The following is an 8,794-nucleotide window of genomic DNA, read 5'->3' as shown; positions in this document are numbered from 1 at the left end:
ACTGAAGCAGGAGCTTGCGCGCGTCACCGAGGAGCGCGACATTCTAAAAAAGGCAACGGTGTACTTCGCCAGAGATGCAAAGTGAAGTACGCCTTTATCAAGGAGCATCGCTTAGCATTCACAGTTCGTATTATGTGTCGATTGCTGTGTGTCCATCCCAGCGGCTTCTACGCGTGGTTAAAACGACCGTTCAGCAAGCGTGCTGTTGAAGACAAACGCCGACCTGGGAAGTATGGTGGACGTCCATCAATTGTTGTCGACAACACATTGGATCGTCGATTTGAAGTGGCTACGCCAGACACGGCTTGGGTCACAGACGTCACTAATATTAAAACCTATGAGGGATTTGCTTATCTGGCAGTCGTCATCGACCTTTTCTCTCGTCATATTGTGGGCTGGTCAATGCAAAGCCGCCAGACAACATATCTTGTTTTGCAGGCATTACTCATGGCTGTTTGGCGAAGGAAACCGGTAAACAAAGTCTTGATCCATTCAGATCAAGGTTCACAATTCACCAGCATGGATTGGGCATCGTTTCTCAAACAACATAACCTTGAGCACTCTATGAGCCGTCGTGGAAACTGCCACGACAATGCCGTTGTAGAAAACTCCTTCAGTCTGCTCAAACGCGAGCGTATCCGCAGAAAAACATACAAGACGCGCGATGCAGCAAGGTCAGACGTGTTCGATTACATCGAAATGTTCTACAATCCGAAACGCAAACACGCAAACAATGGGATGTCTCACCCGCAGACTTTGAAAAGCAGCAAAAACTGAACCCGCAGAATGTCTAGGAAACACGGGGCTATTCAGACCAACGTTGAAACTATCCCTCACGCGGAAGCGCGGGATGGATTTAAGACGTGCTAGCCTTTGGAGTGCCTGTCATGACCATCGAACATCTAGTTACCCATTCTGGCGGTTTCCATGCAGATGAGTTGATGTCCTCCGTCGTGCTCACACGCCTTTTCCCTAACGCCACATTGGTGCGTAGCCGCGACCCACATTGGCTTGTTCCCGCAGCCGATAAGGTCATATATGACGTCGGTGGCGACTTTAATGCCAAAGCCCAGATTTTTGACCACCACCAGCGGCCAAGTCCACTGCGTGAAGATGGCCAACCGTTCAGCTCATTCGGTTTGATTTGGGCCCATTATGGGCGGGAATATCTGGCGGCGATCTTTGTGCCTGCGCATGATATTGAAATCATCCATTTGGCTTTTGACAACAAGTTTGTGCGGCCAATCGACCTTTTGGATAACGGCGCGATCGAGCCTTCTGTTGCTGGGCCGCTTTCAGACCTAACTCTTCCTTCGCTTTTGGGTAGTTTGAAACCCGTGTTTGACGATCCATCACCAACGGCTGATGATGAGGCGTTTGTTGCCGCATTACCTATTGCACGCCGATTTATAGAGGCAAGTATCCTCAACCTTGCTGCCAAAGCCCGCGCGCAGAGTATCGTTTTGGACGCTATCACCAAAGCAGGCTCATCGCCTGTCCTCGAGCTGCCTTCGGGTATGCCCTACCGATCCGCCCTTGATAAAGCCGGTGCCGATCACATGCTTTTCGTCGTGTATCCGCGTGGAGAAGATTGGACGCTGAATGGGATCAAATTGTCGAGTGATACATTTGAGCAACGCGCCGATTTACCTGCCGAGTGGGCAGGTCTGACAGATACGGCGCTTGAAGATGCAAGCGGTGTTAAAGGCGCCAAATTTTGCCACAATGCACGCTTTATCGCCGTCGCAAGCTCACGCGACGCGATCATGAAAATGGCAGAACTTGCCGTGAAAGCCATCCGATAAGCTTTTCTGTTTTAGCTGGGTTTGTGTGTTTTCAAGTTAGCGCAGAATCCATTCTAAGGGGTCTAGTTGTAGTTTTGCTGGACGAGATGTCGATATGAGTTGGCACAAAGACAGGCGCTGCGCTTTCACACTTTTGGCTAGAATTTCCTTTTAAAACGGGTTGTCCGAAAACTTCAGCACATCAAACCCCAGTGATCATTGAAACGATTTCGTTTTTGTCTGTTTTTGCAGTTTCGCGAATGCCGATTTGTTGGCCACGGCGCAGCACACAAATCCGGTCCGATAGGCGGAACACCTGATCTAAACTATGACTGATGATCAGCACGGCCAGATCTCGTTCTTTCAGGCTTGCGACAAGCTTTTCAACTTTTGCGGTCTCCGCCACGCCCAACGCCGCCGTTGGCTCGTCCAACAGTACCAGCTTTTTTGCCCAATGGGTTGCCCGTGCAATTGCTACGCCTTGGCGTTGGCCGCCGGATAAGTTGCGAATGGTCGTGCGTGCGGATGGAATGCGGACATCGAGTTCTTCAACCAGTTGTTCGGTTTCCGCAATCATTTTTTTACGGTCCAGTTGGCCTAGTGGACCTCGTGTTTGCTCTCGTCCTAAAAACATATTCATATAGACAGCCTGTTCATCGGCCAAGGCAAGATCTTGGTAGACAACTTCGATGCCGGATGCGCGCGCTTGCGTTGCATCTTTGAAATTCACTTCATTGCCATCGAACGAAATTGCGCCCGAGGTTGGGCTATAAACACCTGAAATGATTTTAATCAGGGTTGATTTACCCGCGCCATTGTCGCCCACAAGCGCAACAATTTCGCCCGCTTTCAAGTCGAGCGAAAAATCCTCGATCGCGACAATACCGCCAAAAGATTTGTGGATATTTTGTAGCCGCAGCACATCCTGAGGCGCATCAACAGATTGATTATTCATTTGACTACCTCAAGTTGGGCCAAGCTTCTGCCTGGCCAAATATATTTTCAATTGTTTCGACTTTTGGCATGCCTTTGGAAATCCCAGATACGCCGACCGTATAGCTCCGCTTTACAAATGCCTGCCCACGAAAACCGAACACAACGCTATCGCCAGATTTTGGCGTCACGTTTTGCGTGGTATCAATCATTCCATAATAATCGATGGCCGTTGTGGGCGGGATTTCAACACTTGCCAATGCCGCTGCGTCGGCAGTTGGCGTCGACGATACGATGGCTTTAACATCATAGTCTGGAAATACCGGGTCGATATAAAGTCCGCCACCAAAACAATATGCTTTATCTTCATGCAGATGAGAGACTTCGCTCAAATAGACCGCTGCTGGCAATTCCGGTAGGTCTTTGATCGCATGCAATGGGGTGGTACCATGCAAAGCATTGCCAGGCTCGCACTGTGTTGCACCAGCTTTTGCCAGCGCCTCAAGCACAACAGAAGATGTGGTGCCGGGCGCATTGATTTCGATATCGTGATACCCAGCATCAACCAGCGCAGCCGCTGCGGCTTCCAGCGTTGATAAGTTATGGGTTGGCAAAACTTCGTTGCTTTCTTGATCAAAAAGCAAAGCTGGGAACGTTGTAATGCCAGCAAATCTAGCGCCATCCAAACCGTCAACTAAACGGGCAAACTCAACAATTTTTTCGGCCTTCACGCCACCTTCATGGCCCTTATAAAAAGTATCACCATCTGCTTTGATGCGCACGAGGAGATCTTGAACACGTCCAGCCCTTTTTGCAGCAACTGCCGCTTCTTTCGCCTTCTCAATACTAAACACTGTCCAGTAATCGGGCTTAATATATCCAGCGACCAGATCAGCCTCGAACTTCGGCACTTGAACAAGGTGGCCAACATGGCCGACTTGAAGACCCGCCCGCATACAAGCAACGGCACAGGCCACGTCCACGGCAACTGCACGATCAACACCACCACGAATGGATGCTTTGCAGAAGGCTGAATTGCGACCAACTTGTTTGGTCATGGCAAAAACCTTCATGCCCAAACGGTCGCCTTCGGCGCGCAAAATTGCAGCATTATGTTCTACCGCGTCCAAATCAAGCACATAGGCATTGGCTGGAATTTTACCTGCCTGATGCAAGGCGATTGCTGTTTCAACCAGCTTTGGATTTCTTCTTCGAATGAGATCGAGAAACATAACTGCTCCTATCGGTTCACGTCGCGCAATGAAATCGCAACGGCAATTAGAATTATTAGACCACGCACAATCATTTGGTCCGAAACAGAAAGCCCCATCAAAATAAGGCCGTTATTGAGCATGCCCATCATCAATGAGCCAACCAAAGCCCCGATTATGGTGCCCTTACCGCCATTTAACGCGGTGCCACCTATGATGACGGCTGCGATGACGGTCATCAGATCGCTTTCACCCAATGTGTAGCGTGCAGATTGCAGGCGACCTGCATAAAGCAGCCCGGCTAAACCAGCACATGCGCCACATGCCATCATGACCAACAAACGAACGCGCGGCACTTTAATGCCAGAAACTTGTGCGGCGCGTGGATTGTCGCCTGTCGCCAAGACATGGGCGCCGAATTTTGTTTCGCGAAACACGAAGTGACCCAAAGTAACCGCGCCAATGGTCCACAAAACCAGCGATGGCACCCCAAACAAAGAGCCCGAACCAAAGATATCGGTAAATGTTGAATTGAGAACGGGCACAGATCGTAAATTGGTCATGGAGCGTGCGATGCCAGCAAAAAGCCCCATGGTTGCTAACGTCACCAAAAAGGACGGCAGGCGCAAATAGGCAACCAACACGCCGTTAAAAAAGCCGATTGCTACACCGACGCCAAGGCCTGCCAATATGCCGAAAAACAGTGGCTGCTCGCCAAGAACCACGGCGCTGGCCAGCGCAGAAACAGCGACAATTGAGCCGAAGGAGAGGTCAATTTCCCCGGCAGCGAGAACAAACACCAGCCCGATCGCCATAATTGTTGTCGGCGCAGTCTGAAGAGCGATGTTGGTCAAATTACGTTGGGTCAAAAACCCGTCATCACCAAGGGTTATGGCGAAAAACAAAAAGATCAGGAGAAAACCAATATAGACGACATATTGCGTCAAATTTAGTTTTTGTGAAAGTTGGGCTAGCTTTTGCATGAGCAAAATCCTGTATCAAGCGAACTGGGTGTTAGACCCCAAAAATGGGGGCAGCATCGCCGCCCCCAACAGGTCAGAGGGAGTTTATTGAGTTAGGCTTTTAGGCGCATCGCGATGTAGCGAGAGCATCCAGCCTTCTTGTACATTTTCACTTGTCACTGTCACCGCAGGGGCAACCACAAATGCAGGGCTTGATTGACCAAGCAACCCACGGGCAGCGGATGCAGCCATGGCGCGGCCAAGTTCGTAAGCTTCGTCAGCAATCATCGCGCTAACATTTCCGCCACGCACCATGTCCAAGCCAATTGGTTCGGAAAGATCAAGTGTTACAATTTTGGTGGTCTTGTTGCCATTCGAGCGAAGGGCAGACAGTACGCCTTCAGCCGGACCGGCCCAAGTCACATAAACACCACCAAGATCTGGGTGCTGAAGCAACATTGCGTTTGCAATTTCTTCAGCCCGAGCAGGGTCACTAATGCCAGCTGATGCAACAATTTCCATATCAGGATAATCGTTTTCAATGGTTGTTTTAAACGCATTGTCACGCTGGTTGGTCACATAATATGTCGCATCGTGGAAAATCCAACCGACTGTGCCTTTGCCGCCCATATCAGCAGCCAATGCGTCTGCGGCTTGCTTGCCCATTTGGAAAAGATCATCGGTTACGATTGATGTATATTGCTCACCATGCACATAACCTGAGGGCACATTGGACAAAAACACCAACTGCACGCCAGTTTCTGCCGCTTCTTTAAAGGCGGCTGCGGATGCAACGGGATCAAGTGGCAAGGCCAACACGATATTGGGTGATTTTGCCATCACCGTTTCAATATCGCTGCGTTGTTTTGCTGTATCAAAACCAGCATTTGTTGTGGCCACAACTTCAATGCCTAAACGGTCAAACTCGTCCGTTGCGCCCAAAGATACAGCACTAACAAAATCAGATTGATCGTGCCAAACAAAAGCGGCCTTATAGTTGCCAGCCTTAAGCGCGGCGACGTCGCTGTCGGCTACAGTTACTTCAGATGAAGGGGTCGCGGCTTCGCCGCTGGGGCCGACGGTTTGCGCCCATGCAGAGCCGGTTAGAGCCAGAGCAGCGATCGCCGATAGCGCGGTTTTTGACAAATAGTTCATGTAAAATTCTCCTCTTTGTTATTGCTTTTCTGTGCCGCAAAAGCGGACGATGAATTCTGCAAAAGCTGTAATGCCAGCAAAATATTCATCGATTGAAATGCGCTCCTCCAGCGTATGACAATTAGCGATATTCCCAGGCGCGCAGTAAACGGTTGGGCATTTAAGGCGCTCAATAAGAAATGGTGCTTCGGACCAATATGGTGCGCCGTCAATTTTTCCCCGTCCGGGCATATGTTGTGTGATGATTTCGGCCAACTGCGTAATCGCTGGCAATTCTGGTGAAATATCCGTCGGGGAACCGCCAAACTTGTGGTCTCTACCGGCCGGGTAATTTATGGTGAAAGAACAACCGGTTTCCGCCAATCCGGCTTCCACTGCCTGTTCAAGCTCAGCCACCGCGTCATCAAGGCTTTGCCCTGGCAGCAATTTGCAAATCAAAGACAATTTGCATTCGCCGGGGACCGCGATATAGCCGCCACCCTTGACTTCAGTCACCAGAATGAACGGGCGACCAACCAAGTCGTGGTTCGCGCGATTGGCCATTTTATCAGATAGCGCCCAAATTTGCTCGAGCACTTTGTGGCTGGCTTTAAGGGCATCGACGCCTTGTTCTGGCACGCCGAAATAGGCCGACTTTCCAATGATCTCAATGTCCGCGATGAAAAAACCCATCTGAGCCGGAAAGACTTGCAATTGAGTGGGTTCAACATAGACCGCAAAGTTGGGGCTGTGCTGGTGAAGGAACGCATTTGATTGCGTTAGGTGGTCGATACCTGCGCTAACGCCCGAACCTTCTTCGCCACTCTCTTCATCGCCAATAAAGGCAAAAGAAACGTCGCCATTCAAGGTAATCCCTGCAGCATCTATTAAATCTAGGGCGGCAAGGCTTGTGCAAATCCCACCCTTTAGATCGCCAGTGCCACGGCCCCACATTTCGCCATCAATGATAGGGCCGCCAAACGGGTCCTCACGCTCATCACCGACCCATTTTTCGCGCCAGCCATTTACATGCACTGTATCCGTATGGCCGATAAAAAGGAGGTTTTGACCGCCGCCTACACCAGTCCGTTTTCCAAAGATGTTCGGACGGTTGGGCAAAAACTCTTCCAAAGTTGGCGCCAGGTTCCGCGCACTCATTTCAACCTGCAAGTAGGATACAAAATTTGCTTCGTTGCCGGTGATACTTTCTTTTGCAACGGCACCACGCAGCAAAGAAATTGCTTTGTCGCGATCCAATTGTTTGCCCAAGTTTTCTTGAAGATTAGCCATCGACCAACGCCCCCAACTTTGACAATTTTGCTGGCGGCAGGCTTATTTCTGCGCCCGGAATGCCACCGGTGAGCAATGTTGCATGCACTTGGCTCAAGCCAAGTGACGCAGCGCCGATTAATGCAGCACGACCACCCAGTCCACTAATGCCAAGCTCTGTCGTTGAAGACGTCAGCAAGGCGAGTTGGGTTTGAACCCGTTCAAACAATTCGATACGTCGGCCAATTGAGCCGCCGAATATTATTTGTTCCGGGTCTGTAATCGCGATTATGGCTGCACATGCCCGCGCAATTTCCCTTGCGACTCGGTCTAGTACAATGCGGGCATTTTTATCCGTTTCAAGGCGATCAAAAATGTCTCGAACGTCAAGTTTTTTGCCCGTTAATTCATGATAATGTAGTCGAATAGCATCTGTTGCAGTTGCACGTTCCAGCGCACCCTGACGCAAAGATTCCTCTTCAAATGGATCGGCACCAAACGGCAAATAGCCGAGCTCACCTGCCGAACCATTTTTCCCTCTAACAAGTTCGCCACCCACCATAATGCCCGCGCCGATACCGGTGCCAACAGCTATATATGCGATGTCGTCAAATCCGTGTCCGATGCCGCCCCAATGCTCACCAAGGACCGCCAGATTAACGTCATTTTCTACAATCACATCAACGCCCAGTTCGGCCCGTAAATCACCAGAAAAGTCAATCTTGTCTAGGTGAGCGATATTGGGTGCCATCCGCACGGCACCAGTTGATGCATCGGGAACCCCGGGCACTCCAACAACAACCAAGCGCAACTTGGAGGTTGGTAAATTGTGTTTTTCCATAACGGATTTGCAGATGGTTGCAACTTGCTCAACCACATCGCGCCCGCCCTTTGGGTTGGTTTTTTCAGAAGCTTCACCAAAAATTGTGCAAGACAAATCCGCAATGGCCACCCGAACATTCGTCCCCCCCAAATCCACAGCGGCGACATAGGCGGCGTCTGGCACAACTTCATAGTTCATAGCAGCGCGCCCAACAGATCCTTTGTTAAGTCCAACTTGGCGAACCCAGCCCTCATCTTCGAGCTGCTTAGCAACTTCCGACAGCGTTTGCTTTGACAAGCCTAAACGCTTGGCAATCGCGGCACGAGAGATCGGTCCCTCATGGGCAATCGTTTCAAACACATTGCATTTGTTCAATTTGCGTATGTTGTTCGCTGCTTCAGTCATAGCGCCATTCTATTAGTTCGGTAAGTTGACGAACTAATAGAATGGCATGTGATAATTGTCAAATGGAAATTCTTTCACGCAAGGTTTTCGGTTTGTGAATGCACATAAAAAGTTGCGTTGACTTGACGTTGAATACAGATTTTACCGCTACAGTGCGAAAGCTGTCACGAATTAAGTCGCGGATACAAGCGGGCGGCCAATTGGCCGCAAAATTAAACGAAACATCGCGGAACAAAATTTGTGCTCAAATATCTGGGCTTGCTTTGCAAAATA

At 50.0% G+C, this 8,794-nt stretch carries 7 protein-coding genes and 1 pseudogene; 2 read left to right on the top strand and 6 right to left on the bottom strand.

Annotated features, from left to right (window positions below; all coding sequences use genetic code 11):
• A pseudogene (locus ACSHWX_RS03530) lies at positions 1–794 on the top strand (IS3 family transposase); the annotation flags it as partial.
• Positions 795–887: 93 nt separating this feature from the next.
• The gene (locus ACSHWX_RS03525) at positions 888–1,805 is read left to right on the top strand and encodes an MYG1 family protein (protein WP_435666804.1); all 918 of its coding nucleotides are present in this window, start codon (positions 888–890) and stop codon (positions 1,803–1,805) included.
• A 181-nt stretch (positions 1,806–1,986) separates the two neighbouring features.
• Here the strand turns inward: ACSHWX_RS03525 and ACSHWX_RS03520 are convergent, their stop codons facing one another.
• The 6 genes from ACSHWX_RS03520 to ACSHWX_RS03495 all read right to left on the bottom strand — a co-directional run bounded on the left by ACSHWX_RS03520 (position 1,987) and on the right by ACSHWX_RS03495 (position 8,521).
• Entirely contained in the window at positions 1,987–2,739 is a 753-nt protein-coding gene (locus tag ACSHWX_RS03520; protein ID WP_435666803.1) for an ATP-binding cassette domain-containing protein, read from the bottom strand.
• A 4-nt stretch (positions 2,740–2,743) separates the two neighbouring features.
• Positions 2,744–3,949: an alanine racemase gene (locus tag ACSHWX_RS03515; protein ID WP_435666802.1), complete on the bottom strand. Its 1,206-nt coding sequence runs from the start codon at positions 3,947–3,949 to the stop codon at positions 2,744–2,746.
• 8 nt (positions 3,950–3,957) lie between these two features.
• Positions 3,958–4,911 carry an ABC transporter permease gene (locus tag ACSHWX_RS03510; protein ID WP_435666801.1) on the bottom strand — a complete coding sequence of 318 codons (954 nt, stop codon included), beginning with the start codon at positions 4,909–4,911 and terminating at the stop codon, positions 3,958–3,960.
• Positions 4,912–4,995: 84 nt separating this feature from the next.
• Entirely contained in the window at positions 4,996–6,045 is a 1,050-nt protein-coding gene (locus ACSHWX_RS03505) for a substrate-binding domain-containing protein (protein WP_435666800.1), read from the bottom strand.
• 18 nt (positions 6,046–6,063) lie between these two features.
• The gene (locus ACSHWX_RS03500) at positions 6,064–7,314 is read right to left on the bottom strand and encodes a M20 family metallopeptidase (protein WP_435666799.1); all 1,251 of its coding nucleotides are present in this window, start codon (positions 7,312–7,314) and stop codon (positions 6,064–6,066) included.
• A complete protein-coding gene (locus ACSHWX_RS03495; RefSeq protein ID WP_435666798.1) occupies positions 7,307–8,521 on the bottom strand; it encodes an ROK family transcriptional regulator in 1,215 nt (404 codons plus the stop codon). The genes ACSHWX_RS03500 and ACSHWX_RS03495 overlap by 8 nt, the downstream gene beginning before the upstream one ends.
• Between the last annotated feature and the right edge of the window lie 273 nt (positions 8,522–8,794).

The organism is Maritalea sp., assembly GCF_051251695.1.
In the GTDB taxonomy this organism is placed as follows: domain Bacteria; phylum Pseudomonadota; class Alphaproteobacteria; order Rhizobiales; family Devosiaceae; genus Maritalea.
Note: the sequence above shows the minus strand (reverse complement) of the source record. Positions and strands in the feature narration are given on the sequence as shown.